This is a genomic window from Subtercola sp. YIM 133946 (genome assembly GCF_036553535.1).
In the GTDB taxonomy this organism is placed as follows: domain Bacteria; phylum Actinomycetota; class Actinomycetes; order Actinomycetales; family Microbacteriaceae; genus Subtercola.
The window spans coordinates 1-25657 of the sequence record NZ_JAZHPE010000017.1 but is presented as its reverse complement, the minus strand read 5'-3'; the positions used below and the strand labels follow the sequence as shown (position 1 = coordinate 25657).

General features: G+C 66.7%; 18 protein-coding genes. 7 read left to right on the top strand and 11 right to left on the bottom strand.

The features are described 5' to 3' along the window. Nucleotides 1-79 precede the first annotated feature (79 nt). The 6 genes from V3W46_RS06345 to V3W46_RS06320 all read right to left on the bottom strand — a co-directional run bounded on the left by V3W46_RS06345 (nt 80) and on the right by V3W46_RS06320 (nt 7822). On the bottom strand, nt 80-1147 hold the full coding sequence (locus V3W46_RS06345; protein ID WP_331782255.1) for a DNA topoisomerase IB: 1068 nt from the start codon (nt 1145-1147) through the stop codon (nt 80-82). A 152-nt stretch (nt 1148-1299) separates the two neighbouring features. Beyond that, nucleotides 1300-2490: an elongation factor Tu gene (tuf, locus tag V3W46_RS06340; protein WP_188675408.1), complete on the bottom strand. Its 1191-nt coding sequence runs from the start codon at nt 2488-2490 to the stop codon at nt 1300-1302. A gap of 136 nt (nt 2491-2626) precedes the next feature. Beyond that, nucleotides 2627-4744, bottom strand: coding sequence for an elongation factor G (gene fusA, locus V3W46_RS06335; protein WP_331782254.1), 2118 nt, complete (start codon nt 4742-4744; stop codon nt 2627-2629). 144 nt (nt 4745-4888) lie between these two features. Then, complete coding sequence (rpsG, locus tag V3W46_RS06330) at nt 4889-5359, bottom strand: 30S ribosomal protein S7 (RefSeq protein WP_331782253.1); 471 nt, start codon at nt 5357-5359, stop codon at nt 4889-4891. Beyond that, nucleotides 5359-5733 carry a 30S ribosomal protein S12 gene (gene rpsL / locus V3W46_RS06325; protein WP_104242432.1) on the bottom strand — a complete coding sequence of 125 codons (375 nt, stop codon included), beginning with the start codon at nt 5731-5733 and terminating at the stop codon, nt 5359-5361. The genes rpsG and rpsL overlap by 1 nt, the downstream gene beginning before the upstream one ends. Nucleotides 5734-6016: 283 nt before the next feature. Further along, entirely contained in the window at nt 6017-7822 is a 1806-nt protein-coding gene (locus V3W46_RS06320) for a hypothetical protein (RefSeq protein WP_331782252.1), read from the bottom strand. Between the two features lie 259 nt (nt 7823-8081). On the opposite strand from V3W46_RS06320, the gene V3W46_RS06315 reads away from it, so the two are divergent. Then, nucleotides 8082-8960: a spermidine synthase gene (locus tag V3W46_RS06315; RefSeq protein ID WP_331782251.1), complete on the top strand. Its 879-nt coding sequence runs from the start codon at nt 8082-8084 to the stop codon at nt 8958-8960. Continuing rightward, nucleotides 8935-10251 (top strand): FAD-dependent oxidoreductase, encoded by a 1317-nt coding sequence (locus tag V3W46_RS06310; RefSeq protein ID WP_331782250.1) that lies wholly within the window; start codon nt 8935-8937, stop codon nt 10249-10251. Before V3W46_RS06315 ends, V3W46_RS06310 begins: the two co-directional genes overlap by 26 nt. 222 nt (nt 10252-10473) lie before the next feature. Here V3W46_RS06310 and V3W46_RS06305 read toward each other — a convergent pair whose 3' ends face one another. Beyond that, a complete protein-coding gene (locus V3W46_RS06305) occupies nt 10474-14373 on the bottom strand; it encodes a DNA-directed RNA polymerase subunit beta' (RefSeq protein ID WP_331782249.1) in 3900 nt (1299 codons plus the stop codon). 101 nt (nt 14374-14474) lie between these two features. Then, the gene (rpoB, locus tag V3W46_RS06300; RefSeq protein ID WP_331782248.1) at nt 14475-17966 is read right to left on the bottom strand and encodes a DNA-directed RNA polymerase subunit beta; all 3492 of its coding nucleotides are present in this window, start codon (nt 17964-17966) and stop codon (nt 14475-14477) included. Between the two features lie 401 nt (nt 17967-18367). Between rpoB and V3W46_RS06295 the strand changes: the two genes are divergently transcribed. From V3W46_RS06295 to V3W46_RS06280, 4 genes are all read left to right on the top strand, one after another. Beyond that, the gene (locus tag V3W46_RS06295) at nt 18368-19267 is read left to right on the top strand and encodes a spermidine synthase (RefSeq protein ID WP_331782247.1); all 900 of its coding nucleotides are present in this window, start codon (nt 18368-18370) and stop codon (nt 19265-19267) included. 43 nt (nt 19268-19310) lie between these two features. Continuing rightward, nucleotides 19311-20687: a PQQ-dependent sugar dehydrogenase gene (locus tag V3W46_RS06290; RefSeq protein WP_331782246.1), complete on the top strand. Its 1377-nt coding sequence runs from the start codon at nt 19311-19313 to the stop codon at nt 20685-20687. Nucleotides 20688-20767: 80 nt separating this feature from the next. Then, nucleotides 20768-21280, top strand: a complete 513-nt coding sequence (locus V3W46_RS06285; protein WP_331782245.1) for a hypothetical protein — start codon at nt 20768-20770, stop codon at nt 21278-21280. Between the two features lie 2 nt (nt 21281-21282). Then, nucleotides 21283-21771: a SprT-like domain-containing protein gene (locus V3W46_RS06280; RefSeq protein WP_331782244.1), complete on the top strand. Its 489-nt coding sequence runs from the start codon at nt 21283-21285 to the stop codon at nt 21769-21771. A gap of 97 nt (nt 21772-21868) precedes the next feature. Here the strand turns inward: V3W46_RS06280 and V3W46_RS06275 are convergent, their stop codons facing one another. From V3W46_RS06275 to V3W46_RS06265, 3 genes are all read right to left on the bottom strand, one after another. Then, nucleotides 21869-23644 carry a DUF4214 domain-containing protein gene (locus tag V3W46_RS06275; protein WP_331782243.1) on the bottom strand — a complete coding sequence of 592 codons (1776 nt, stop codon included), beginning with the start codon at nt 23642-23644 and terminating at the stop codon, nt 21869-21871. Between the two features lie 185 nt (nt 23645-23829). After that, a complete protein-coding gene (locus V3W46_RS06270) occupies nt 23830-24132 on the bottom strand; it encodes a DUF427 domain-containing protein (protein WP_331782242.1) in 303 nt (100 codons plus the stop codon). Between the two features lie 61 nt (nt 24133-24193). Further along, entirely contained in the window at nt 24194-24742 is a 549-nt protein-coding gene (locus V3W46_RS06265) for a hypothetical protein (RefSeq protein WP_331782241.1), read from the bottom strand. 157 nt (nt 24743-24899) lie between these two features. On the opposite strand from V3W46_RS06265, the gene V3W46_RS06260 reads away from it, so the two are divergent. Then, nucleotides 24900-25535 carry a hypothetical protein gene (locus V3W46_RS06260; protein ID WP_331782240.1) on the top strand — a complete coding sequence of 212 codons (636 nt, stop codon included), beginning with the start codon at nt 24900-24902 and terminating at the stop codon, nt 25533-25535. The last annotated feature ends 122 nt before the right edge of the window (nt 25536-25657 follow it).

Here is a 25657-nt window from a genome sequence, read left to right as displayed (position 1 = left end):
CCTGATCTCTTCGCGACAGCGCGGTCGACGTGTGGATCACCACTCGACGCACACCGGGTTCTGATGAGAGCGACCGGAGTCACTCGTAGAGCAGGTTTCGCAGCTCCGTCTCGGCCGAGCCGAGGCGGTCGGGGTCGATCGTTACACCCTCGCTGTACTTGTCGACCACCCGCGGGTCGACGTAGCTCGTGCGAGCGATGGTGGGGGTGTTGCTGAGCACCGCCGCGGCGTCGCGCATGCTCTGGGCGACGACACGCTTGCGGGCGCTCTCCGACTTCTGCGGGCCGGCCTTCGCGAGGCTGATGGCGGCCGCGAGCGTGCCGTGCAACGTGCGGAAGTCTTTCGCCGTGAAGTCTCCCCCGGTCTGGCCGCGCACGTACGCGTTGATCTCGGCGGCATCTAACGGATGCCACACGGCGCGCCCGTGCGCCTGAGCGTGCGCGGGACGATCGGGGTGCTCTGCCCGCGAGACCGCGGCCGCGGCATCCGTCGCCGCCGAGTGCGCGTGCGGATGCGCCTCGGCGCGGAACGCCAGCAGGTGAGCATTGGGCCCCCGGCGCTTCAGCCCCGCGATGACGCGCGCGAGCTCGGCGTCGCGGATGTCAGACTCCCACGGCTGCCCGCTCTTGGCCGGGAACTTCAGATGCACGTCGTCGCCGCTCACCTTCACGTGTGCGCAGAGCAGCGTCGAGAGGCCGAAACTGCCGTGCTGTTCTGCGTACCGCTCGCTGCCGACCCGCAGCGAGCCCTGGTCGAGCATGCGGAAGGCCGCCGCCAGCGCCCGGTCACGGTCGGGATGCTCGTGCCGCAGGTCAAGCGTCACCTTGCGCCTCGCCGTCGGCAGCGCCTCGGCCAGCATCAGCGCGCGGTCGAACTTGATGCGGTCTTTCTGCTGGCGCCAGGTGGGGTGATAGATGTACTGCCGCCGTCCCGCGGCGTCGATGCCCGTGGCCTGGATGTGGCCGTTCGCGTAGGGGGCGATCCACACGTCGTTCCAGGCGGGCGGTATGGCGAGGTGCTGGATGCGCGCCCGCAGCTCGTCGTCGCGCAGCACGTCGCCGTTCAGGTCTTTGTACGTGAAGCCCGTGCCGGCCCTGACCCGTCGGTACCCCTTGCCGGCCACGTCGCTGCGCCTGAGCCTCACCATGCCTTTACGCTACCGCTCCGGTTCACCGGCACGAGCTCGGGCGGGACTCCCTTGACAACGACGAAGGGCCGCACCCCCCGTGAGGAGTGTGGCCCTTCGTGTGAAACGTCAACCGATGGCGTCGCCCAGAGGGCGAACCGAAGGCAGAGGTGCTACTTGGTGACCTTGGTCACCGTTCCGGCGCCGACGGTGCGGCCACCCTCACGGATGGCGAAGCCGAGGCCCTCCTCCATCGCGATGGGCTGGATGAGCTCGACGCTGATGTCGGTGGTGTCGCCGGGCATGACCATCTCGGTGCCCTCGGGCAGCGTGATGACGCCGGTGACGTCGGTGGTGCGGAAGTAGAACTGCGGACGGTAGTTCGTGTAGAACGGGTTGTGACGGCCACCCTCATCCTTCGACAGGATGTAGGCGGTGCCCTCGAAGCCGGTGTGCGGGGTGACCGAACCGGGCTTCACGACGACCTGGCCGCGCTCGACGTCTTCGCGCTTGGTGCCACGGAGAAGCAGACCACAGTTCTCGCCGGCCCATGCCTCGTCGAGCTGCTTGTGGAACATCTCGATACCGGTGACCGTGGTCTTCTGCGTCGGGCGGATGCCGACGATCTCGACCTCGGAGTTGATGGCGAGGGTGCCACGCTCGGCGCGACCGGTGACGACGGTGCCACGACCGGTGATCGTGAAGACGTCTTCGATCGGCATGAGGAACGGCTTGTCCTTGTCGCGGATCGGGTCGGGGATCGACTCGTCGACCGCGTCCATCAGCTCGACGATCTTCTCGGTCCACTCCGGGTCGCCCTCGAGTGCCTTCAGAGCGGAGACGCGGATGACCGGGGCGTTGTCGCCGTCGAAGTTCTGGCTCGAGAGGAGCTCGCGAACCTCGAGCTCGACGAGCTCCAGGATCTCTTCGTCGTCGACAGCGTCGCTCTTGTTCAGCGCGACGAGCAGGTAGGGAACGCCGACCTGGCGAGCGAGCAGAACGTGCTCACGCGTCTGGGCCATCGGGCCGTCGGTGGCGGCGACGACGAGGATCGCGCCATCCATCTGGGCAGCACCGGTGATCATGTTCTTGATGTAGTCGGCGTGGCCGGGAGCATCGACGTGAGCGTAGTGGCGCTTCGGGGTCTCGTACTCGATGTGCGAGATGTTGATCGTGATACCACGCTGCTTCTCTTCGGGCGCAGAGTCGATCTGGTCGAAGTTGAAGGTCTTGTTGGACTCGGGGTACTTCTCGGAAAGGACCTTGGAAATGGCCGCGGTGAGCGTGGTCTTTCCGTGGTCGACGTGACCGATTGTTCCGATGTTTACGTGCGGCTTTGTCCGCTCGAACTTGGCCTTAGCCACTGGGTCCTCCTCAGGACTTCAATGTAGAGGCCTGAACGTGCAGGCTTCTACGGGGGATTTCTTTATTTTACGTGTTTGGGCAACCGCAACAGTGTAGCTGATCTGCCCGCCTGTGAGGGCAGGCAGACCAGCGCGACTACTCGCCCTTGTTCTTCTGGATGATCTCGTCTGCCACGGCCTTCGGCACCTCAGCGTAGCTGTCGAAGGTCATCGAGTACACGGCGCGGCCCGAGGTCTTGCTTCTCAGGTCGCCCACGTAGCCGAACATCTCGCTCAGCGGCACGTTGGCACGGATGACCTTGACGCCGGTGGCGTCTTCCATCGACTGGATCTGGCCACGGCGAGAGTTCAGGTCGCCGATGACGTCGCCCATGTAGTCATCAGGGGTACGCACCTCGACGGCCATCAGCGGCTCGAGGAGAACGGGCTGCGCCTTGCGAGCCGCCTCCTTGAACGCCATGGTGCCGGCGATCTTGAACGCCATCTCCGAGGAGTCGACGTCGTGCGCGGCGCCGTCGAGCAGGATGCCCTTCACGCCGACCATCGGGTACCCGGCCAGCACGCCCACGGCCATAGCGGCCTGGAAGCCCTGGTCGACCGAGGGGATGTACTCGCGCGGAACGCGGCCACCCGTGACCTTGTTCTCGAACTCGTAGACCTTCTCGGCCGTCACTTCGAGCGGCTCGATCGAGATCTGGATCTTCGCGAACTGACCTGAACCACCGGTCTGCTTCTTGTGCGTGTAGTCGTGCTTGTCGACCGTGCGGCGGATCGTCTCGCGGTAGGCCACCTGGGGCTTGCCCACGTTGGCTTCGACGTTGAACTCGCGCTTCATGCGGTCGACCAGGATGTCGAGGTGAAGCTCGCCCATGCCCTTGATGACCGTCTGGCCGGTGTCCTGGTTCTGCTCGGTACGGAAGGTCGGGTCTTCTTCGGCCAGCTTCTGGATGGCCAGGCCCAACTTCTCCTGGTCGGCCTTCGTCTTCGGCTCGATCGCGACCTCGATGACGGGCTCGGGGAACGTCATCGACTCCAGCACGACGGGGTGCGCCGGGTCGGCCAGGGTGTCACCGGTGGTGGTGTCTTTCAGGCCGATGACCGCGTAGATGTGACCGGCGGTCACCGAGTCGACGGGGTTCTCCTTGTTGGCGTGCATCTGGAAGATCTTTCCGATGCGCTCCTTCTTGCCCTTGGTCGCGTTGATGATCTGCGCGCCCGAGTCGACGTGACCCGAGTAGACGCGGATGTAGGTCAGACGACCGAAGAACGGGTGAACCGCGACCTTGAACGCCAGTGCGGCGAACGGGTCGGTCGAGTTGGCGCCGCGCGAGATGACGATCTCCTCGTCGCGCACGTCGTGACCCTCGACACTCGGAACGTCGAGCGGGCTCGGCAGGTAGTCGACCACGGCATCCAGCATCGGCTGCACACCACGGTTCTTGAACGCCGAACCACAGAGAACCGGGTAGATCTCGCTGTTCACGGTGAGCTTGCGGATGGCCGCCTTGATCTCTGCGACGGTGAAGTCGGGTTCGCCACCGAGGTAGCGCTCGAGCAGCTCGTCGCTGGTCTCGGCGACGACCTCGATCAGCTTCTCGCGGTACTCGTCGGCCAGCTCCTGCAGGTCTGCGGGAATCGGCTCGATCTCGTACTTCGCACCCAGGGCGACGTCACCCTTGGAGTCACCGCGCCAGGTGAGCGCGCGCATCTCGACCAGGTCGACGACACCCTCGAAGTTCGACTCGGCGCCGATGGGCAGCTGGATGACCAGCGGGCGGGCGCCGAGGCGCTTCACGATGGTGTCGACGGTGAAGTAGAAGTCGGCACCGAGCTTGTCCATCTTGTTGACGAAGCAGATGCGCGGCACGTCGTACTTGTCGGCCTGGCGCCAGACGGTCTCAGACTGGGGCTCGACGCCCTCCTTGCCGTCGAAGACGGCGACGGCACCGTCGAGCACGCGAAGCGAGCGCTCGACCTCGACCGTGAAGTCGACGTGGCCGGGGGTGTCGATGATGTTGATCTGGTGGTTGTTCCAGAAGCACGTGGTCGCAGCCGACGTGATCGTGATGCCGCGTTCCTGCTCCTGCGCCATCCAGTCCATCGTGGCGGCGCCGTCGTGCACTTCACCGATCTTGTGAGTGATGCCCGTGTAGAACAGGATGCGCTCGGTGGTGGTGGTCTTGCCGGCATCGATGTGGGCCATGATGCCGATGTTGCGGACCTTGTTCAGGTCGGTAAGCACGTCCTGTGCCACGGATTTCCTCCGATTGGATTGCTAAAAGAGTGGGCTGGTACGTCACGCTGGTTGAGTAGCGCGAAGCGCGTATCGAAACCGGATGCCCTGCGGCACCTTCTGGTCTCGATACGCGCCTCCTGCGCTACTCGACCGGCGGGCGGTCTACCAGCGGTAGTGCGCGAAGGCCTTGTTCGACTCGGCCATCTTGTGGGTGTCTTCACGACGCTTCACAGCGGCGCCCAGACCGTTCGACGCATCGAGGATCTCGTTGGTGAGACGCTCGGTCATGGTCTTCTCGCGACGACCCTTCGCGTAGGTGGTGAGCCAGCGCAGTGCAAGGGTGTTGGCGCGGTGAGGCTTGACCTCGACGGGCACCTGGTACGTCGAGCCACCGACACGGCGGCTCTTGACCTCGATGGTCGGGCGCACGTTGTCGAGCGCCTTCTTGAGAGTTACAACAGCGTCGGCACCGTTTTTATTCGCGACACCCTCGAGGGCGTCGTAGACGATCTTCTCGGCGAGACCCTTCTTGCCGTCGAGCAGGATCTTGTTGACGAGCTGGCTGACGATGGGTGCGCCGTAGACGGGATCTGCGACGACGGGGCGCTTGGGAGCGGGACCTTTACGAGGCATTACTTCTTCTCCATCTTCGCGCCGTAGCGGCTACGAGCCTGCTTGCGGTTCTTGACGGCCTGGGTGTCGAGGGCGCCGCGAACGATCTTGTAACGAACGCCGGGGAGGTCTTTCACACGACCGCCGCGAACGAGCACCATCGAGTGCTCCTGCAGGTTGTGGCCCTCGCCGGGAATGTAGGCGGTGACCTCGGTGCCGTTCGACAGCTTGACACGGGCGACCTTGCGCAGGGCCGAGTTCGGCTTCTTGGGCGTGGTGGTGTACACACGGGTGCACACGCCGCGCTGCTGCGGGTTCGACTTGAGAGCAGGCGCTTTGGTCTTCGTGACCTTGCGCGTTCGGCCCTTTCGGACCAGCTGCTGAATGGTAGGCACTGACGTAACTCCTTGTGTTTACTGCACGGTGACAGTTGTTGCTGATTCGCATTCGAACGCGGCACGGCAGCAACGTTCTGCGGCCATGCGTGTCGAGTTCATTTGGACCTGCTTGCGAACCAGAGCTTGGTTCGTCGGGGGCAGGTATGCCGTGGGGGCCGGCCGATCGATGTGATCGGTGAAACCCTGCTTTGAGTGATTGTGCGTGGCTCGCAGCCGGTGACGGCACGAGAGCACGACAAAGCGCACACCCAGAGAATATTACGCGGCCGGAGGCCTTCGGTCAAATGGCCGGGTACGTCGCCGCCGAGGTCTCGGCGACCGCGCGATCGTACTCCTCGCGGTCGGCCGCGTTCTTCAGTTTCAGCTTACGGCCGCGCGAGCTGAGCCACGCCCCGATCCAGATGGTCGCCTCTCGGGCGACGATGGCAGCGGCGAGCGTGAGCGGGTCCATCACCAGGCCCCGGATGAACGTGGTGGCGTCGGCGGCGGTGAAGTTCCACGCCTGAACGGCGAGCAGGGCCCCCAGAATGGCCGCCCCGTACACGATCACCGCCACGATGAATCCGCCGAGCACGTAGGCCCACCACCCCGCCCGGTTCACGATCAGCACGAGCAGGATCAACGCGATGGCGAAGAAGATGACGGGCACGTAGAAGGCCGGGCTCGCGGCGAACTCGCCGAGCACCGTGCCGAGCCGGTCCACCGGAACGGTGAAGGCGAGAATGACAGCGGCGACCAGTGCGAACACGACGGCGAAGATCAGCGTGCCGACCAGGGCGATCAAGGTGCCGATACCCCGGTTGCCGCGCTTCTTCGGCGGCGTCAGCACGGGTACGACGACCGCCGACGGGGTTCCGTACGCCGACGGATACGCACCCTGCGCGCTGGGTGCACCCGGCGCTGTGCCCGCACCGGTGTTCTCGGCCGGCGGATAGGCGGCGGTGGAGGGGTAGCCGCCGGGGTTCGCTGCGGGCGGGGCTCCGGCGGGGGCGGCTGCGGTCGAAGCTCCGGAGGGACTCGCGAGATGCGTCGCGGCGACTGCTGCAGCGGCCCCGGTCGCGGCCACGGCGGCCGCTGCGGGCACTCCCCCAGCCGGAGCAGCCTCCCGGCTGGAGGAGTTACCGTCGGCCGTGTAGCCCGGCGCGCCGGGGGCGGCGCTCTGTGGGGCGGCCGCGTAGCCCGTCGCTCCAGCGGCGGCATCCTGGGAGAACCCTCCCGATGCACCCGGGGCGACGTACGGGGCCGGCGTCTGGAAGGCGGCGGCGGGATACGCCACCGCCCCCGTGCCGGCCACGGCTCCGGTGGCGGCCATCGTGCCTGGGGCGCTTCCGGCGCCCGTCTCGCCCGCGGCGGAGTGGTCTGCCGTGGCGGACGAGTCTGCCGTGGCGGAGGGGTCTGCCGTGGCGGAGGGGTCTGCCGTGGCGCTCGAGTGGGTCGCGACGGCCCGCAGGTCGTCGGGCGTGACGCTCGCCACGACAGGAGCGGCGTACGCGGTTCCCGCTGGCGCCGAACTCCCCTCGGCCGGTGCGAACGTCTCGGCCGGTGCGAACGTCTCGGCCGGCGAGACAGGCTCGGCGAGCGTCACCGGCTCCGGCGCGGCGGTGGGTTCGACGGGTTCTGCCGGCGAGACAGGTTCAGCGAGTGTCACCGGCTCGGCCTCGTCGGCCGGCGCAGCTTGGGCGGTCGGCGCAGCTTGGGCGGTCGGCGCAGCTTGGGCGGCCGGGTCTGCGTCGGCGGCATGCTCAGTCGAATCCGTCACCGGCTCCGTGCCGTACACGGCCGTCTCGGTCGGCTCGGCGGGGTACTCGCCGACCGGTTCGGTCGGGTGGTCGGCGAGATCGGAGTAGGGCTCGGCGGCGGCGGGCTCGGACGGCAGCTCGGTGAACGCCTGGGGCTCGTCGTCGACGGCAGGCGCCGGAACGGGCGACTCGGCGGCAGTCGGCTCAGCGGCAGTCGGGTCGGCGGCAGTCGGCTCGGCGACGGTCGGCTCGGGGCCGGCCGGTGCATGCCCTGAGACGGTACCGTCGGCGGGCTGGTGCGCGTCGTGCGGGGCGTCGGTCTCGCCTGTGGTGCGATCGTCGCTCATGATGAAGCTCCTCACCGGCCGCAGACGCCGCCCGGCTCTCTCGGCTGTCGGGCCCCGACGGCCGTACTGTACGCGGCAGGGTAGCCGCAGCCACACTCTAACAACGCCTCGCCCGAAACTGAGGGAATGTGGCGCTGTGGCGCCGAACGGGCATCCGCATGCCCGACCCCAGGCCGCGACGGCGGGAACCCCCGCGGCGACGGCAGCAGCCCACCGCGGCGAGGGCAGCAGCCCACTGCGGCGACAGTAGTATCGGCAGGTGACGACGTTCCCCTTCCGCACGCTGGTTCCGAGCGGGCTCCCGGCCGAGATCCGGCCCGACGAGCTGCAGTTCGCTCGCAGGGGAACCGCCCAGGCCGGCACCGAATCCAGCGCCGAGCCGGCCGTCGCGAGCGACGGCTTCACCCTCTACATCGGCGGTGAACCCCAGTCGCACGTGTTCGTAGAGCATCAGACGCACCTGCTGTTCGACTACCTGCAGCGCATCGCGAACGTCGTCGACCTGTTCGCTCCCACCGGGGAGCCCATCGCCGCCCTGCACCTCGGCGCCGGCGCGCTCACTCTGCCGCGCTACATCGCCATCACTCGGCCCGACTCGCAGCAGTTCGTGCTCGAGTCGGAGGAGAACCTTCTCGACTTCGTCACATCCCATCTGCCCCTGCCCCGCGGAACCGAATTCACCGTACGCACCGACGACGCCCGCCGCGGGCTGCCCTGGGCCGCCACGTTCGGCCCCTTCGACCTGATCGTGCTCGACGTGTATGCGGGCTCATCCACTCCCTCACACCTGACCACCGTCGAGTTCTATACACAGGTCGCAGCGATGCTCTCCCCCCAGGGCATTCTGATGGTGAATGTGGCCGACGACGCCGGGCTCGCTCTCGTACGGGCGCAGACGGCAGCCCTCGCGGCGGCGCTCGAGCACGTGGTGATACTCGGATCGAAAGACCTCATCGTGGGCCTCGGTGAGGGCAACGCCGTTCTGGTTGGATCGCCGGCCCCGGGCATCCTCGATCTGGTGCCGAGGCTCGCCGCAGAAGGGCCGCACCCGGCCGGCATCGTCGAACCCGGTCGCCTCGCGGAGTTCATCGGCGACGCGAAGGCGGTGACGGATGCCGAACTCGAGTACGGCGCCTGATCCCGCCCTGCCCGCCAGCACGCGGGTGCTGATCGTCGGGGCGGGCCAGGCCGGCCTCTCGGCCGCCTACCATCTGCAGCGCCGCGGACTCACTGCCGGTCGCGACCTCGTGATCGTCGACCGCGGGCCGAAGACGGGTGGGGCGTGGCAGTTCCGCTGGGAGTCACTGCGGCTCGGCACCGCGCACCGCGTCAACGACCTGCCCGGCATGGGCGAGCTGGGGCTGAGCTTCGAGACGGCCGACCAGTCGCAAGCCGCGCGCGACGTGGTGGCGGAGTACTACGCGCGCTACGAGCAGCACTTCGGCCTGCACGTGTTCCGGCCGGTCGAGGTACGGACCGTGCGCGACGCGCATGTCGAGGCGGGGGCGGTGCGCTACGCGCCTGTCGAGGTACGGGCGGAGCACGACGCTCGGGGAGCCGGCACAGTCGGCGGCGACGCGGTCGGCGGCGACAGGGTGGGCGCAGACACAGCCGGTGGCCGCGCTTCGCTGCTGGTCGGCACGAGCGCAGGCGACATCCGCACCGAGATCGTTGTGAACGCCAGCGGCACATGGGCGACGCCGGTGCGGCCGTACTATCCGGGCGTCGACACCTTCGCGGGGCGGCAGCTCGCGACTCCTGAATACCGCTCGGCCACCGAATTCGCCGGCAAGCGGGTCGTGGTGGTCGGCGGGGGCACCTCGGCCGTGGGGTTTCTGCTGGAGCTCGAGGGCGTCGCCGCGTCGACCCTCTGGGTCACGCGTCGCCCGGTCGTGTTCGGCGACCCGGTCATCGAGCCTGCGCCGCCGGCGTCGTCGACGCCCCAGTCCACCGCGGCCACGCCACCGGCGACCGCGGTGGGCCTCGAGTCGCGCCTCGCCGCCGTGGCGGCGCAAGACGCGGCTGCCCGCGAGGGCCGCGTGCTGCCGAGCATCATCAGCGGAACGGGCCTGCCCGCCACCCCCGCCAATCTCGCCGGCGAGGCCCGCGGCGTTCTGGTCGCGCGGCCCGTGTTCACCTCCGTCGAGCCCGACGGCGTGCGCTTCGCCGACGGTTCGTTCGAGCCCGCCGACGCCATCATCTGGGCCACCGGCTTCCGCTCCGAGCTTCGGCACCTCGACCCGCTGAACCTGCGCGAGACCGGCGGCGGGGTGCGTGTCGAGAAGGGTCGCGTTGCTCGCGACGGCCGCGTCTTTCTGGCGGGCTACGGGCCCCAGGCCTCGACGATCGGCGCCAACAGGGCCGGGCGGCTGGTCGCTGTGCAGGTTCTGGATGCTTTGCGGCAGCTCGAGCATCCGGAGACTGCCTGACAGACGAAGAAGGGCCCTCTCACCGAAGTGAGAGGGCCCATCTTGGTTTCGATACGGCCTACGGCCTACTCAACCAGCGAGTTGTGCCTACGGCCTACTCAACCAGCGAGTTGTGCCTGCGGCCTACTCAACCAGCGAGTTGGTGGCCTGCGGCCTATCAACCAGCGAGCACGAAAATGGCCCCGCACCGAAGTGCGGGGCCATTTTTGTGGGCGCTACAGGTTAGTTGTAGGTGCCGGGGGTGTAGTCGTCGCTCGAGAAGCTGTCGAAGTCGACGAACGAGAGGTCGGCTTCGCTGAACACGGCGTCATCGGTGAAGATGCGGTTCGGGTAGCGCTCGGCCTTGGCCTCTTCGGTCGCCTCGACGGTGACGTTGCGGTATTTCTGCAAGCCCGTTCCGGCCGGGATGAGCTTACCGATGATGACGTTCTCCTTGAGCCCGACCAGCGGGTCGCTCTTGCCCTCCATGGCGGCCTGCGTGAGAACACGCGTGGTCTCCTGGAAGGAAGCGGCACTGAGCCACGACTCGGTCGCGAGCGAGGCCTTGGTGATACCCATGACCTCCTGGCGGGCCGAAGCGGTCTTGCGACCCTCGGTCAGCGCCTCGCGGTTGAGGATGTTGTAGCGCTGGCGGTCGACGAGCTCACCGGGCAGCAGGTCGGTGTCACCGTGGTCGACGACAGTCACCTTGCGGAGCATCTGGCGAACGATGACCTCGATGTGCTTGTCGTGGATCGGAACACCCTGCGAGCGGTAGACGCCCTGCACACCACCGACGAGGTGCTCCTGCACGGCGCGAACGCCACGCACTCGCAGAACCTCTTTCGGGTCGATCGCGCCGACGTGCAGCTGCGTACCGAGCTCGACGTGCTGGCCGTCTTCGATGAGAAGGCTGGCACGCTTGAGCACCGGGTAGGCAATCGCCTCGTCGCCGTTGTCGGGCGTGAGGATCAGCTTGCGGCTGCGGTCGGTGTCTTCGATGGTGATGCGGCCGGCAGCCTCTGCGATGGGCGACGCACCCTTGGGGGTGCGCGCCTCGAAGAGCTCCTGCACGCGGGGCAGACCCTGCGTGATGTCGTCGGCCGATGCAGAGCCACCCGTGTGGAAGGTACGCATGGTCAGCTGGGTGCCGGGCTCACCGATCGACTGTGCGGCGATGATGCCGACGGCCTCTCCGATGTCTACGAGCAGTCCGGTGGCGAGCGAGCGGCCGTAGCAGGCAGCACACACACCGACGGCCGACTCGCAGGTCAGCACCGAGCGCACCTTGATGTTCTCGACACCGGCCTCGACCAGCTTGTCGATCAGAACGTCACCGATGTCTTCGCCGGCTTCGGCGATGACGGTACCGGAGGCATCCACTGCATCTGCGGCGAGCGAACGGGCGAACACCGAGTTCTCGACGTTGGAGTCTTTCACCAGCACGCCGTTGGCGTCGTGCGCAGCGATCGGCAGGTCGAGACCCTTGGTCGTGCCGCAGTCGTCTTCACGAATGATGACATCCTGCGAGACGTCGACCAGTCGACGCGTCAGGTAACCCGAGTCTGCGGTACGCAGAGCCGTGTCGGCCAGACCCTTGCGGGCGCCGTGGGTGGCGATGAAGTACTCGGCCACCGACAGACCCTCGCGGTACGACGAGATGATCGGGCGAGGGATGATCTCACCCTTCGGGTTGTTCACCAGGCCTCGCATACCGGCGATGTTGCGCACCTGCAGCCAGTTACCACGAGCACCCGATGTCACCATGCGGTTGATCGTGTTGTCGGCCGGGAAGTTCGCCTGCATGGCCTCGGCGACGTCTTCGGTCGCCTTGGTCCAGATCTGGATGAGTTCCTGGCGACGCTCGGCGTCGGTGGTCAGACCCTTCTCGTACTGCGACTGCACCTTGGCGGCTAGCTTCTCGTACTGGGCAACGATCTCCCGCTTGTTCGGCGGGGTCAGGATGTCAGAGAGAGCAACGGTGACGCCTGAGCGGGTGGCCCAGTGGAAACCGGCGTCTTTGATGCGGTCGAGTGCTGCGGCGACCTCCACCTTGGGGTAGCGCTCGGCGAGGTCGTTGACGATCGCAGAGATCTGGCCCTTGTCAGCGACGGCCTCGACGTACGGGTAGTCCGACGGCAGGGTCTCGTTGAACAGCGCACGGCCGAGAGTCGTCTCGACGAGCGTCATGCCCGCCGCGAAGTTGTTCTCGTCGACGTTCGCGTTCTCCGGAACGGCACCCTCGGCGAACGTGATGTTCTCCAGACGGATGCGGACCTTCGAGTTGAGGTCGAGCGTGTGCTGGTCCATGGCCAGGATGGCCTCGGCGATGCTCGAGAAGGCACGGCCTTCGCCGACCTCGCCCTCTTTCAGCGTCGTGAGGTGGTGCAGACCGATGATCATGTCCTGCGTGGGCAGGGTCACGGGGCGGCCGTCCGACGGCTTCAGGATGTTGTTCGAGGCGAGCATCAGGATGCGCGCCTCGGCCTGGGCCTCGACCGAGAGGGGAAGGTGAACGGCCATCTGGTCGCCGTCGAAGTCTGCGTTGAACGCGGTGCAGACGAGCGGGTGCAACTGGATGGCCTTACCCTCGACGAGCTGAGGCTCGAACGCCTGGATGCCCAGACGGTGCAGCGTGGGTGCGCGGTTCAGCATCACCGGGCGCTCGCGGATGATCTCTTCGAGAACATCCCACACCTGGGGACGGCTGCGCTCGACCATGCGCTTGGCGGCCTTGATGTTCTGGGCGTGGCTCAGATCGATCAGGCGCTTGATGACGAACGGCTTGAACAGCTCCAGAGCCATCTGCTTGGGCAGACCGCACTGGTGCAGCTTCAGCTGCGGGCCGACGATGATGACCGAACGACCCGAGTAGTCGACGCGCTTGCCGAGCAGGTTCTGGCGGAACCGGCCCTGCTTGCCCTTGAGCATGTCGCTCAGGGACTTCAGCGCGCGGTTGCCGGTGCCCGTGACGGGGCGGCCACGACGACCGTTGTCGAACAGGGCGTCCACGGCCTCCTGCAGCATGCGCTTCTCGTTGTTCACGATGATCTCGGGGGCACCGAGATCGAGCAGGCGACGCAGGCGGTTGTTGCGGTTGATGACGCGGCGGTACAGGTCGTTGAGGTCGGAGGTCGCGAAGCGGCCACCGTCGAGCTGAACCATCGGGCGAAGCTCCGGCGGGATGACCGGAACCACGTCGAGCACCATGGCGGCCGGCGAGTTGCCGGTCTGCAGGAACGAGTTCACTACACGCAGGCGCTTGATGGCGCGGATCTTCTTCTGACCCTTGCCCTCGGCGATCTGCAGATGCAGCGTGTCGCTCTCGGTGGCCAGGTCGAAGGCCTCGAGGCGCTTCTTGATGGCCTCGGCGCCCATGTAGGCCTCGAAGTACTGTCCGTAGCGGTCTTGCAGCTCGTGGAAGACGCTGTCTTCGGGCTTGAGCTCACCGACCTTGAGGCTGCGGAAGTCTTCCCACACGCGCTCGAGCTGGGCGATCTGCTCGTCGAAGGACTTGCGAACCTGGCCCATCTCCTTCTCGGCGCCGTCTTTCGTACGACGCTTCTGGTCGCTCTTCGCACCCTCTTCTTCAAGAGCGGCGAGGTCGGCTTCGAGCTTGGTGAGACGATCGGCGATGCGGGCATCGCGCTGGTCGCTGAGAGCCTTGATCTCGAGACGCAGTTCGTTCTCGAGGCCGGGCAGGTCTTCGTGACGACCGTCTTCGTCGACCGAGATGATCATGTAGGCGGCGAAGTAGATGACCTTCTCGAGGTCTTTCGGAGCCATGTCGAGCAGGTAGCCGAGGCGCGAGGGCACACCCTTGAAGTACCAGATGTGGGTGACCGGGGCGGCGAGCTCGATGTGGCCCATGCGCTCACGGCGCACCGACGACTTCGTGACCTCTACACCACAGCGCTCACAGACGATGCCTTTGAAGCGCACTCGCTTGTACTTGCCGCACGAGCACTCCCAGTCGCGGGAGGGTCCGAAGATCTGTTCTCCGAAGAGACCGTCTTTCTCGGGCTTCAGCGTGCGGTAGTTGATCGTCTCGGGCTTCTTGACCTCACCGTGCGACCACTTGCGAATGTCGTCTGCCGTAGCGAGACCGATTCGCAGTTCGTCGAAAGTTGTAACGTCGAGCAATTTATATTCTCCTGAAATTAGGAAGTTACAGTTCTGTCCTGGTGATGATGTGATTCGCGAGCCGCTGATTCGCGATCTCGCGAATCACATCATTGGCTAACTCAGATGTCGTCGATCGACGAGTTCTCGAAGCGCGTCGAGATGTTGATGCCCAGCTCTTCGGCGGCGCGGAACACCTCGTCGTCGGTGTCGCGGAGGCTGACCGCCGTGCCGTCAGCCGAGAGCACCTCGACGTTCAGGCAGAGCGACTGCATCTCTTTGATGAGCACCTTGAAGCTCTCGGGGATACCGGGCTCCTGGATGTTCTCACCCTTGACGATCGCCTCGTACACCTTCACGCGGCCCAGGATGTCGTCTGACTTGATCGTCAGAAGCTCCTGCAGCGCGTAGGCGGCGCCGTAGGCCTCGAGCGCCCACACTTCCATCTCACCGAAGCGCTGGCCACCGAACTGTGCCTTACCACCCAGCGGCTGCTGCGTGATCATCGAGTACGGGCCGGTGGAGCGTGCGTGGATCTTGTCGTCGACAAGGTGGTGCAGCTTCAGGATGTACATGTACCCGACCGAGATCGGGCGCGGGAACGGCTCGCCGGAGCGGCCGTCGAAGAGCGTCGCCTTGCCTGTGCCGTCGACCAGGCGGTCGCCGTCACGGGTGGGCAGCGTCGAGTCGAGCAGACCCGCGATCTCCTCTTCGAGCGCACCGTCGAACACCGGGGTGGCGACCTTGGTGTTGGGATCGGCCTGGTGGGCGTCGGCCGGAAGACGGCCCGCCCACTTGTTGCCCTTGCCCTCGACCTGCCAGCCCTGCTTGGCGATCCAGCCCAAGTGGATCTCGAGCACCTGGCCGAAGTTCATGCGACCCGGGATGCCGAGCGGGTTGAGCACCACGTCGACGGGGGTGCCGTCAGCGAGGAACGGCATGTCTTCGACGGGCAGGATCTTCGCGATGACGCCCTTGTTGCCGTGACGGCCGGCGAGCTTGTCACCCTCGGTGATCTTGCGCTTCTGGGCGATGTAGACGACCACGCGCTGGTTGACGCCCGAACCGAGCTCGTCGTCGTTCTCGGCAGAGAACTCCTTGACGGCGATGATGGTTCCGCGCTCACCGTGGGGAACCTTGAGGCTCGTGTCACGAACCTCGCGGCTCTTCTCGTTGAAGATCGCGCGCAGCAGTCGCTCTTCGGCGCTCAGCTCGGTCTCGCCCTTCGGCGTGACCTTGCCGACGAGGATGTCGCCGGGGCGAACCTCGGCTCCGATGCGGATGATGCCACGCTCGTCTAGGTCGGCGAGCAGCTCGGGGCTGACGTTGGGGAGGTCACGGGTGATCTCCTCCTTGCCGAGCTTCGTGTCACGGGCATCCACTTCGTACTCTTCGATGTGGATGCTCGACAGCACGTCGTCTTTCACCAGGTTCTGGCTCAGGATGATGGCGTCTTCGAAGTTGTGACCCTCCCACGGCATGAACGCCACGAGCAGGTTCTTGCCGAGCGCGAGCTCGCCGTTCTCAGTGGCGGGGCCATCGGCGATGACCTCTCCGACCTCGATGCGGTCGCCCTCGTTGACGATGACGCGGTGGTTGTAGCTCGTGCCCTGGTTCGAGCGGTCGAACTTGCGCAGGTAGTAGTCCTGCGTGCCGCCCTCGTCGAGCGCGACGGTCACGAAGTCTGCAGAGACCTCCTGCACGACGCCGGCCCTGGTGGCGGTGACCACGTCACCGGCGTCGACGGCCGCGAAGCCCTCCATACCGGTGCCGACCAGCGGGCTGTCGCTCATCAGGAGCGGAACGGCCTGGCGCTGCATGTTCGCACCCATGAGGGCGCGGTTGGCGTCGTCGTGCTCGAGGAACGGGATGAGGCTGGTCGCGACCGACACCATCTGGCGCGGCGAGACATCCATGTAGCCGATCTGCTCGATCGGGAACAGGTCGACCTCGTTGCCCTTCTGGCGGGCCAGAACGCGGGGCTCGGCGAAACGGTTGTCTTTCGTCAGCGGCGCGTTGGCCTGTGCGACGACGAACTCGTCTTCTTCGCTCGCGGTCAGGTAGTCGATGGTCTCGGTGACCACGCCGTCGACGATGCGACGGTACGGGGTCTCGATGAAACCGAACGAGTTGATGCGGGCGAACGACGCCAGCGAGCCGATCAGGCCGATGTTCGGGCCTTCAGGGGTCTCGATGGGGCACATGCGGCCGTAGTGGCTGGGGTGCACGTCGCGAACCTCGACGCCGGCACGCTCACGGCTCAGACCACCCGGGCCCAGCGCAGACAGGCGACGCTTGTGCGTCAGGCCCGCGAGGGGGTTGTTCTGGTCCATGAACTGCGACAGCTGGGAGGTGCCGAAGAACTCCTTGATCGCGGCGACGACGGGGCGCACGTTGATCAGGGTCTGCGGGGTGATCGCCTCGATGTCCTGCGTGGTCATCCGTTCGCGAACCACGCGCTCCATGCGGCTGAGGCCGGTGCGAACCTGGTTCTGGATGAGCTCGCCGACGGCGCGGATGCGACGGTTGCCGAAGTGGTCGATGTCGTCGACGTCGAGACGGATCTCGACAGCCTTGCCATTGCGACGGCCGGGCAGCGTGGTCTGGTTCTCGTGCAGGGCGACCAGGTACTTGATGGTCGCGATGATGTCTTCGTTCGTCAGAACGGAGTTCGACAGCTCGCTCTCGATGCCCAGCTTGCGGTTGATCTTGTACCGACCGACCTTCGCGAGGTCATACCGCTTCGGGTTGAAGTAGAAGTTGTCGAGCAGCGCACGCGCGGCCTCGGCAGCGACCTGCTCGCCCGGGCGCAGCTTGCGGTAGATGTCTTTGAGCGCCTCTTCTTTGGTGAGGATCGAATCCTTCTCCAGGGTGGCCTCGATTGACGAGTAGCCCTTGAACTGCTCGAGGATCTCTTCGCTGGTCAGGCCGAGGGCCTTGAGAAAGACGGTGACGCTCTGCTTGCGCTTGCGGTCGATGCGAACGCCGACCTGGTCGCGCTTGTCGATCTCGAACTCGAGCCATGCTCCGCGGCTCGGGATGATGCGCGCCGAGTAGATGTCTTTGTCGCTCGTCTTCTCGAGCTGGCGGTCGAAGTACACACCGGGGCTGCGCACGAGCTGCGACACGACGACACGCTCGGTGCCGTTGATGATGAACGTGCCCTTCTCGGTCATGAGCGGGAAGTCGCCCATGAACACCGTCTGGGTCTTGATCTCACCGGTGAGGTGGTTCATGAACTCGGCCTCGACGTAGAGCGGGGCGGCGTAGGTCTTGCCGCGCTCCTTGCACTCGTCGATGGTGTACTTCTCGGGCTCGAGGAACGGGCTCGTGAAGCTGAGCTGCATGGTCTCGCCGAGGTCTTCGATCGGCGAGATCTCCTCGAAGATCTCGTCGAGGCCGGAGTGCTCGGGAAGGTCTTGACGACCCTGCTTCTTGGCCTCGGCTACGCGTGCCTTCCACGCGTCGTCGCCGACGAGCCAGTGAAAGCTCTCGGTCTGCAGCGCGAGCAGATCGGGGACAGTCAGGTTGTCTGTGATTTTGGCGAACGAGAGTCGCGATGCTCCGCGACCGTTCTTGGGTGTGGTGGTGGTTGCGTTGCTCGCAGCAGCCAAGGAAATAACCTCCGTGGACCTAGTCGGTCTCAGTACTGGGTTTACTTTTGGTCGAGAACTCGCCAGACCCTCGAACAGAAGTCAATCGACACGAAGGGCCGGTTGACGTTCTAGAGTGATGCTGCGGTCACTTCTGACTCGTGGTCGCGAGACCGTGGGATCAGAGGATTCTGCAGCGCGAGCCAACCGCAATATGAAGGCGTAGGAGTACTGGGAGCGCAAAGAACAACTATATGCGCATTGCGCCCGGTTGTAAAGTCTTCGCCTTGACCATTTTTGCGTCTTCGGGTATAACCGCCGCCCCTCCCCCGCCATTCCTGCCCGCCGAGGCCTACTTCGGGGCGTATAGGAGCACGAGACGCGCCGCCACGCAAGGGAATCGTGCGGGGTAGGGTCGAGACGTGGGCGAGAGCAGGGGCAGGCGACGAGACGGGGCCGCCGAGCATCCGTCGGTCACACTCAGCAACGGGTACCGGGCCGTCATCGAGGCCGACCGGCACCAGCCGGGAGCTTTCACGTTGGTGGTCGACGGCACTCCGCAATCGCATGTCTCACTCGACGAGCCCGAATACCTCTCGTTCGAGTACGTGCGCCGCATCGGGCACGCCATCGACCTCGTCGCCCTCGAGGGTGAGGCCGTCACGGCGCTGCACCTCGGCGGCGGGGCGTTCACACTGCCGAGGTACATCGCGGCGACCCGGCCCGGCTCGCGCCAGCAGGTGGTCGAGCTCGAGAGCGATCTGGTCGATTTCGTGCGCGAGCAGCTTCCGCTGCCTCGGGATGCCCAGATCAGGGTTCGGCACGGTGACGCCCGCGCGGTGCTGTCGAAACTGCCGGTCGGTCTGCGGGGCGCCGTCGACGTGGTCGTCGTCGACGTCTTCGCCGGAGCCCGCACCCCTGCCCACGTCACGAGCATGGAGTTCTACACCCAGCTCGCCGGTTTTCTGAAGCCGACCGGCATTCTGGCGGCCAACGTCGCCGACGGGGCCGGGCTGGCGTTCGCGCGGCGGCAGGCGGCGACGCTGTCGGCGGTGTTCGGGCATGTGGCGCTGGTGGTCGATCCGCAGGTGCTGAAGTCGCGGCGGTTCGGCAACGTGGTGATGCTCGCGTCAGACCAGCCGTTGCCGTTCGAGCGGCTGCCGCGGCTGGTCGCGAGCGATCCGGTGCCGGCGAAGGTGGTCGACGGGGCCGAACTGCGGGAGTTCATCGCCGACGCGCCGGTCGTGACCGACCAGACGGCGGTGCCATCGCCGCCGCCTGCGCGCAGCATCTTCCAGGTGAAGCCGGGTGCGGGCGACTGAGCGTTCTCGCGTGGCGTGGCCTACGCGGTAGAGGAGGTTTCTGATGCAGATGACGGTTCTCTCACGTGCCACCGTCGTTCCCACCCTGGTGACCCTCGTTCTGCTGGTGACCGGATGCACGGCAGACCGACCGCAGCCGAGTGACTCGACCGCCACTTCTGCCTCTCCCCGCCCGGAGACGACCTCTTCGGCCACCGAATCTGCTGCTCCACCTGCACCCGCGACAGGGGGATCCGCCGCGCCGACCGCGCCCCTGGCGGGCGGACTCACCGGGCCCCAGCAGGTCTCCGCAGACCCTGCCGCCGCCACCACCCTCGCCGACGACCTCGACGCGCCGTGGTCGATCGTGCGGCTCATCACCGCGACCGCCCCCGGCGGTACCCCCGCCGGCGGAACGAGCGGCGCCATACTCATCGACGAGCGCGACACGGGCGTGATCAAGGAGATCCTGTCAGACGGGTCGGCCGGCGCCGTCGGCACGGTTCCGGGCGTCGCGGCGGCGGGTGAGGGTGGACTGCTCGGCCTCGAGCCCTACGTAGACCCAAGCGGCTCAACCGGCACAAGCGGCACGACCGGCACGACCGGAACCACCGGCTCCACCGGCTCCCCTACCGCCAGCGGCACCCCGCAGACGTTCCTCTACGCCTACGAGACCACCGCGACCGACAACCGCGTGATCCGTATGCCTCTCGTGGGGAGCCCCGGCGCCTTCAGCCTGGGGGCCGCGAGCGATGTGCTGACGGGCATCCCGAAGTCGGGCAATCACAATGGCGGCCGCCTGAAGTTCGGCCCCGACGGAATGCTCTACATCACCGCCGGCGACGCCGGCCAGAGCGAGAACGCCCAAGACGTCGGATCGCTGTCGGGCAAGATTCTGCGGGTGACGCCGACGGGTGCCGTTCCGGCCGACAATCCGTTCGCGGGGTCGCCGGTGTACAGCCTCGGCCACCGCAACCCGCAGGGCATCACCTGGGGCGCCGACGGCACCTTGTACGCCGCCGAATTCGGTCAGGACACCTGGGACGAACTCAACATCGTCACCCCCGGCGGCAACTACGGCTGGCCGACGGTCGAGGGCATCTCTGGCCGATCGGGGTCGTCGTTCATCGACCCGATCGCCCAGTGGTCGACCGACGATGCCAGCCCGAGCGGTCTGGTGATGGTCGGCGACACCCTCTTCATGGCCGGCCTCGGCGGCGAGCGCCTGTGGAGCATCACCGTCACCGCCCAGGTCACCGGCACGAGCCAGCCGGTGGTGGTCGCCTCGGTGTTCGACGGGGCATTCGGGCGCATCCGTGACGTCGCGATCGGCGCCGATTCGACGCTCCTGCTGCTGACGAACAACACGGATGGCCGGGGTTCTCCTTCGGCCTCGGATGACCGTCTGCTCAGCGTGCCTCTGCAACCCGCGGCGGGCTGAGCCGTAAGCTTGACCCACCACCCCTCGTGCCCCGTGACCTCGGGATGTGCGGTCGATTCAAGTTCTGGAGCGGTTCGTCTGTGAGCATCATTACCGGCTACGACCCGAAGACACTCCGTGAGACGGTCGATGTCGCCGCAGCCGAAGCGCGACTGGCCGACCTCGGCAACCTGCGCAGCCTGTCGGCGCTGAACGAGAAGGTCGAACTGCTGCGCCTGCTCGGCCGCGCCGACGAGGCGTGGGATGTCGCGAACGAGGCCCTGCGCCAGGCTCGCTTCTCCGGCGACCGCGAGACCGCGCTCGGTGCGCGCATCCGCCGGGCCCAGGTGCAGCAGTACCAGGGCAAGCTGCAGCCGGCCCTCACCGATCTGACGATCTGTGTAGAAGAGGCGCACGGACACGAGTGGGGAGCACTCGAGGCCACGGCGCTGCACAACCGCGGCAAGGTGCACTTCGACCTGCACGAATACCCGGATGCTCTGGCCGACCTCAAGGCGGCCGTCTTCCTCTGGGAGAAGAGCGGGGCATCCATCGACCAGCTCGAAAGCTCGATGATCGCGATCGGCGTGGTCGAGGCGTTCGTCGCGAAGTAGTCGTGGCCGACCTGCACCGCGTGCGCAACTGGGCAGACGCCCTCATCGCGCTGTACCTCGACCCGGCCGTGTGGACGTTCGGGTTCGACAACGCGAAGACCCGGGCGGGCCTGTGCAATTACACGCTGAAACGCATCACCGTCTCGAAGTATCTGGCGTCGAGGTATGACGACGACGAGATCCATCAGATTCTGCTGCACGAGGTGGCGCACGCCATCGCGGGGTCGAAGGCCGGACACGGGGCGGCGTGGCGGGCCACCGCGCACGAGTTGGGCTACGAGGGCGGGCGCCTGCATCACGGCGCGATCGCGCACGAGATGGCGCCGTGGGTGGGAACCTGCCCGAACGGCCACGAGCACTTCAGGTACCGCAAGCCCACGAAGGTGATGGCGTGCGGCGCGTGCTCGCGACGGTTCGACAGCCGGTACGTGATCGAGTGGCGGCCGCGCGAGGTGACGGCGGCCGGGCGACGGTCGGCGGTGGCTCGGTAGCGGTGCCGGGCATCCGTCTACGGGGTCGGCGCACGCCACCGGGTCGGCGCACGATACGGGGTCGGCGCACGCCGCCGGGTCGGCGCACGCCACCGGGTCAGCGCACGCTGAACCGGGCCTGGGAACGTGCGAAGTACTCGTCACTCTGGGTGAAACCGGCGCGCAGCGCGGTGTCGCCGTTCGTCAGGCCGAAGTTCACCCACCCCGCCAGACCGGTCGCGTCGGGCACGCGGCCCAGGTAATGCTGGTACATGCTGCTCACGCGCGCTGCCACCGTTTCGGCCGTCGACCAGAAGTTCGTCACGACCCAGAGGCGCCCGTGCGCCTGGGCGAGGGATGCCCACCACGAGTAGTCGGCGGCTGATCCGGTTCGGTGCAGCAGGGTCGAGTACAGCGACGAGACGAACGCTGCGTTCGTGCCACCACTGTTGCGAAAATACTCGTCAGAAGCGTAGAACGACTTCTCGACGTCATCCGTCGTCAGCAGGCCGCGCTTCATGCCGTCGAGCCAGCTCTGCCGGCCCCCGTTCTGATCGGTCGGCCTGCCGAGAATGGTGACGTACGCCGCGTCGATGCGCATCAGCCGGTACTCGTCGCTGTTGACGAAGCCCTGGGCGATGGATGACCGGGGCTGGCCACGATCGATCTGCGAGCCCCACCAGGCCACGTCGGCTGTCGAGGGCAGGCGCTTCAGATAGTCCCAATACAGAGCGTTCACGTACGTCGTGGCGTTGGAGGAGACTCCCGCAACCGCCGGCACGATGCGAGGCTTCGAGAGGTCGGGGGTGAACGTCACATTCTGGGCGAGTGTGGAGCCGCTCGCGACGACGAGCGCGCCGGTGGTCTGCGCGAGGGAATCGTAGGTGCCGTTCAGGCCGACCGTCAGTCGGTAACTGCCGGGAACGAGGTCGGTGATCGAATACGACGAATTCCACTGTTGAACCGAGATGTAGTGAGAGAGCGGCATCCACGTCGACGTCGTGGGGTCGAGTCCCTCGAGCGACATCGTGATCGTGTCGCCGATTCCGCAGTCATCGCACTGTATCGAGCCCGACATGCCCGCAGGTTTCGTCATGACCTGGTCTGCGGTGCGCACCTGACCCGCCGCGAGGGTGAAGGGTGTTCCGGTGTCAAGGGTCGAGGCCTGGGTTCCGTACCACTGGGGCTGGGTGCCGGTCGAGTCGGGAACGCTCCACGACGATCCGCCGAAGAACACGTTGTAGTCGCCGACCGCGACGTGATCGGTGGAGTAGGCGCCGTTCGCGTCAGTCTGGGTACTCGATGTCAGCACGTCGTAGGCGCCGGTGGTCGCGTTCTTTGCGAAGAGACTGACCGGCTCGTTCGCAACCGGCTTTCCCGACAGGTCGGTGACTCGGCCGGTGACCTGAGCCGCGGGAGTCATCGACACGTCGACGCCGGTGATCGAGGGGGTCTTCGTCGGGTGCAGCATCCCTGCGTCTGTCGGCAACGATGCTATCGTGAACGGCACGTTGAATGTCGTGAGGTACCCGCCGCCGGTCTGCGGGTATGTCGGCGTGACCTCGATGACGACCGCGGCGCAGGGGGCGACGGGGATGCTGTACGAGCCGTCGGCGGCGGTAGAAAAGGTCTTGGTGCCGAGGTAGCCGTCGGTCCAGCCCTCGCTGGCGTCGACGTAGCCCAGGTACGTGATCGCGACGGTGCCCGTCGTCGCGGGGCGGCCGCCGCTGAGCGTCACTCTGCCGCTCACGGTGTAGCTGGTGGCGGCCGCATCCGGAACGGCGACAGACGCGAATGGAGTCGCCGGCGCGGCGTCGGCCGCTTCGGCGCCAAGGGTCAGCGACGCGGTCGCCAACGCCAGCGCCACGACACTACTCAGCAGCCGTCTCTTCACCAGCATCTCCCCGCAACGTCGACGCCGAGCTTCGGCACGGCGCATCAGGGTAGCACGCGGGCGACGCGCGCAGCAGACGCACGCAGCAGCACGGCTGACGAGTCAGACACGGCGAGCCGACCGAGGGGGCGACTGAGGGGGCGAGTGGCCCGTGCAGCACACCCGGGGCTGGTCGACCTGTGGCGCTAGTCGGTGACGTTCACTTCTTTCCAGAAGGCGACGTAGTTGCTGAAGTCTTTGCCCACGCGGTCGAACGCCGACGGGTACGGAGTCGGGTAGCTCCACGCACGGTCTTTCAGCGTGCCGTCGCCGTCTTTGACGCTGAAGTACTGGCACTCGCCCTTCCACGGGCACGTGTAGGGGGTGTCGCTCTTGACGAGCAGCTCCTGCTTGACGCTCTCGGGCGGAAAGTACCAGTTGCCCTCGATGGCGATCAGGTCATCCTTGGATGCTTCGGCAATCACAGTGCCGTTGACGACAGCCTTCACTTCGAACCTCCGATGGTCTCGCGCGGCCCAGCCGCGGTCAGCAGCCCGTACGGCTGCATGTCTATGCAACCACCGAGCTCTGCGAATCGATACCACTTGCGCTCGAAACCACATCCGCGTAGCCGTCAGCGATGAGTGCGCGCCCGGCCACCGAGGCACTGAGCAGGTGGCCGACGGCCCGCTCGAGGGCGGTGAACGAGGCGCACACCACGGCCGCCTCGGGCGAACTGAAGTCGATTCCGAGCCCCGCGAGGGCGTCGATGACGGCGCCGGCGGCGAGAGTGTCTTCCACACCGTCACCCGCGGTGACGATGGCGACTGAGACGCGGTCGCCGGCCTCGACCTGCTGTTCGAGCATCCACCTCGCCGCATCGCTGCGATTCGTCAGGTCAGCGTGGATGATCGGCACCCCGATGAGCTCAGGCCAGCCATGAGCGTGCGCGTCTTCGGCGCGCGGCGCCTTCTGGCCGGCGACCGCACCGGGCTCGGGCAGGGCGTCGACCCAGATGACCAGGTCGGCGAGGGCGCCCACGGTCTGCAGGCCCTCGAGGCCGCGGCCGAAGCGCACCTGGTAGTGGGTCTGGGCGGCGAGGGGCGGAGTTTCGGGCATCTCACGATCGTAATCGCCTCGCTGCACATGACATACGGGTCGGCAGACCGTACACAGCTGTACCGGGCAGTGTGTCATGTCGAACTCTCATGTCGAACTCGTCTCGCGGAAGGTCGAGTCGGCGACAGAACGGCGCGGGAACGACGAGACTGGAGGCATGAAGGTACTGCTGAAGTTCGTTCTCGACTGCGAGCCCGACGCCGCGTGGCGCGCGCTGCAGAGTCCGACGGTGTTCAGGGAGGTGTCGGCACCGCTGCTGAAGGTGCGGTCGCTCGAGCCGGGCGGGTTCGAGTCGGTGTGGCCCGAGGGCGAGAATCGGGTCGAGATCCAGGCGCTGGGGCTGGTTCCAGTGGGCATGCAGATCATCGACATCGACCGCACTCACACGCAGCATCCGGGGGTGCGCATCGTGCACGACAAGGGCCGCGGGGTCACGGGCGCGCTCAAGGTCGTCACGACGTGGGATCACCGCATGGCGGTGTCGGCCGATCCGGCGGGCACGGGCAAGACGCTGTACCGCGACCGGCTGATCGTGAAGGCGGGGCCGCTCACTCCCGCCGTGTGGGCGTCGCTGTGGTCGTTCTGGCAGCTGCGCGGGGTGCGGTTGCAGCAGCTGGCTTCGACGTGGGCCTTCGACCCTGAGTTCAGCGGAGACGCGAAGGCCGCCGCGGCGAAACGGGCGGCCGCCGAGGCCGCGCGGCATGCGAAGGAATCGCCGGCCGAGGTTCTGGCCGAGGCGCCCACGCCCGACTCGTCGGCGCTCGGAGTCGACCCCGACCTGGCGTCAGAGTGATGGGCGACGAGGGGATGCCCGGCGGCGGTGTCGCGGACGCGGCGGGCGGGGGCGGTGTCGCGAACGCGGCGGGCGGCGGCGGTGTCGCGAACGCGGCGGGCGGCGGCGGTGTCGCGAACGCG

What these genes read in the sequence shown, in the direction of transcription:
- V3W46_RS06345 (WP_331782255.1), bottom strand. Translation starts at nt 1,147, where the DNA reads ATGGTGAGGCTCAGGCGCAGCGACGTGGCCGGCAAGGGGTACCGACGG.
- rpsG (WP_331782253.1), bottom strand. Translation starts at nt 5,359, where the DNA reads ATGCCTCGTAAAGGTCCCGCTCCCAAGCGCCCCGTCGTCGCAGATCCC.
- V3W46_RS06320 (WP_331782252.1), bottom strand. Translation starts at nt 7,822, where the DNA reads ATGAGCGACGATCGCACCACAGGCGAGACCGACGCCCCGCACGACGCG.
- V3W46_RS06310 (WP_331782250.1), top strand. Translation starts at nt 8,935, where the DNA reads ATGCCGAACTCGAGTACGGCGCCTGATCCCGCCCTGCCCGCCAGCACG.
- V3W46_RS06290 (WP_331782246.1), top strand. Translation starts at nt 19,311, where the DNA reads ATGCAGATGACGGTTCTCTCACGTGCCACCGTCGTTCCCACCCTGGTG.
- V3W46_RS06265 (WP_331782241.1), bottom strand. Translation starts at nt 24,742, where the DNA reads ATGCCCGAAACTCCGCCCCTCGCCGCCCAGACCCACTACCAGGTGCGC.
- V3W46_RS06260 (WP_331782240.1), top strand. Translation starts at nt 24,900, where the DNA reads ATGAAGGTACTGCTGAAGTTCGTTCTCGACTGCGAGCCCGACGCCGCG.